We start from the raw sequence: 2,054 nt of genomic DNA on the forward strand, positions 1-2,054 counted from the left end.
AAAAAAGGGGGGTTGGCCGCAAACTTTCCGCATCAGCGGCGGCGACTCAAAAAACAATACACCCCCACACCCCACCCCGCAAATCCACCCCAACACCAACCCACACCCCCCAAAAACCCCCAAAACAAAAGGCAAACCCCCACACACACCACCCAAAAACCACACCCAAAAACAAATATGCACTACCTCACACCCACAACCCGGCCCGTGCTCTTACTGTCTGGTATGCAGCGGGCAAGACACCTGGCTTCGAGGATGCGGGCAAGACCGAGGTGCTTCCCGAGCCGGAGAATGACTTGGGCCGGCGGTGACCGAAGAAGGGGCGTCACTAACGGGACTTGGCGCTAAGCTTCATGGCGGCGGTGTCTTCGCGCTACGCTCGGTTGCACCGCAGGGACTGTCCGATAAACGGTGTGGGTCCGGCCGGTTTTCATTATTGAGTGCTTCTTTTGAACCGATCGGCGAAGGTAACCGCGAACGCGTTCAGCGCAGGCTTCCACCTCGTTGCCCAGCGTGCCCGACCGATGCCGGTGGGATCAAGAGATTTGGTGGCCAGGGACAGGCTCGTCAGGGCAGCGGTCTCGTTCGGAAAGTGCCCGCGGGCCCTCACTGCCCTTGGGTAGCGTGCGTTGATCGACTCGGTCGCGTTCGTCGTGCAGATCCCCGCGCGATCTCCACGTCGTACTGCGTAGCGGAAGCTGTTGCGGACCAGGTGCACGATGCACTGCTGCACCACCGTTCGCTCCCGTGTGGTTGTGATCGTCTCGAGCAGGCCATTGAGCCCGTCGCAGTCGGCGATCAGCAGCGGATAGACCGAATCCCATCGACGGGCCGACCATACGGCCAGTTCACCGGCGACCTTTCCCATGATGCGGCTGATGGTGTCCTAAGAGACTCTGGCCCCCTCAAACTGCGCGTTGATTTCCCCGTGGTCAGCCCTCGGGCGGACAGCGAGAGCACGAGCTGGTCGATCCCGTCCAGCTCCCGTCTCCGCTTGGGCACGATCACAGGCTCTAACGAGCCGTCCCGATCCCCGGGCACCTCAACCTCGACAGGCTCGCTCTCAGTCGGCAGCGTTTTTGGCCTGGTGCCGTTACGCGTGTTGGCCACGATCGGTGTCTGGCCATGCGCGTGCCCGAAGTGCTCAGACAACTCGGCTTCCAGCGCGGTCCCCAGCACATGCCCCATGAGCTGGTTTCAACAGCCCGCCCGGGCCCACCAGGGCTCACGCCCCGCTCCTTGGCCCGCGCCAGCAACCGCTCCGCAGGCTCCTTCGCCCTGCTCCGTTCTTGGCACTGGGAGGTATGCCGAATGAGGGCCACGGGGACCATACCGGTTCAGGGAAGAGGCGAGGGGCAGCCCCCGAAAGCCGCGCGAATGCCTGGTGACGCTGCTGAAGCAGCCCTAGGCAGCCGGACCAGCGCCGTTGCGGGCGATCGCCACATCAGGGGGCTACCGCTGAGACTGCTTCCTGGCCCCGCGCCCCTCGTGGCATCGTCCAGCAGGCCCCTGGGCTACTAAGCCTTAGGACGGCCTGAGGTCCACTTAGCGCCGCGGATGTCCATTGCGCAGCCCGGCATCGGGAAGGCGGTTCTTCCATGACCCGACTCCCAAGTTCTTGGCTATGCGGCCGATTGCGGAGGACCAGGATGGGTGGCGCGCATCCGCAAGTGCAAAGGAATGCATGGACGGCCGCGACAAAGAGTCCTTCCGGTTTCCGGTTGGGTTCGACTGCGGTCGCTGCCGACGGCCGTGTCGGACCGCTTGTCCGGGAGACATCGGAGATGATGCGGCCGTGGTGCGGGAGCTGATGGGGCGTTCCCTCCTGGGGTGCGGGAGGTGGTGGGGCGTTGGGTGCCCGGTGCTGCCGTGTGCGGTGGGCTGGTGTCTTTCGGTGTCCGGGGTTTGGGTTGTTAAATGTGGGAGGCCCCAACCTGTGCTGGTTGGGGCCTCGACCTAATGTGTGTCCGGCGGTGACCTACTCTCCCACACCCTCCCGGGTGCAGTACCATCGGCGCTGTGGGTCTTAGCTTCCGGGTTCGGAATGGGACCGG

Annotated in this window: 2 protein-coding genes, 1 rRNA gene and 1 pseudogene; 1 reads left to right on the forward strand and 3 read right to left on the reverse strand. The window is 64.0% G+C overall.

Going from position 1 to position 2,054, the window contains the following annotated elements:
- A partial coding sequence (locus AC5RVY_RS19050; protein WP_493956254.1) for a hypothetical protein occupies window positions 1–311 on the forward strand: 311 nt, incomplete at its 5' end.
- A gap of 122 nt (window positions 312–433) precedes the next feature.
- Here the strand turns inward: AC5RVY_RS19050 and AC5RVY_RS19055 are convergent.
- From AC5RVY_RS19055 to rrf, 3 genes and pseudogenes are all read right to left on the reverse strand, one after another.
- Window positions 434–684, reverse strand: a pseudogene (locus AC5RVY_RS19055) (transposase); the annotation flags it as partial.
- Between the two features lie 114 nt (window positions 685–798).
- On the reverse strand, window positions 799–1,188 hold the full coding sequence (locus AC5RVY_RS19060) for a transposase (RefSeq protein ID WP_493956255.1): 390 nt from the start codon (window positions 1,186–1,188) through the stop codon (window positions 799–801).
- Between the two features lie 777 nt (window positions 1,189–1,965).
- A 5S ribosomal RNA gene (rrf, locus tag AC5RVY_RS19065) occupies window positions 1,966–2,054 on the reverse strand; the annotation flags it as partial.

The organism is Arthrobacter sp. Ha26, assembly GCF_059091705.1.

Coding starts and splice junctions, on each gene's coding strand:
- AC5RVY_RS19060 (WP_493956255.1), bottom strand. CDS start 1,188: ATGGGGCATGTGCTGGGGACCGCGCTGGAAGCCGAGTTGTCTGAGCAC.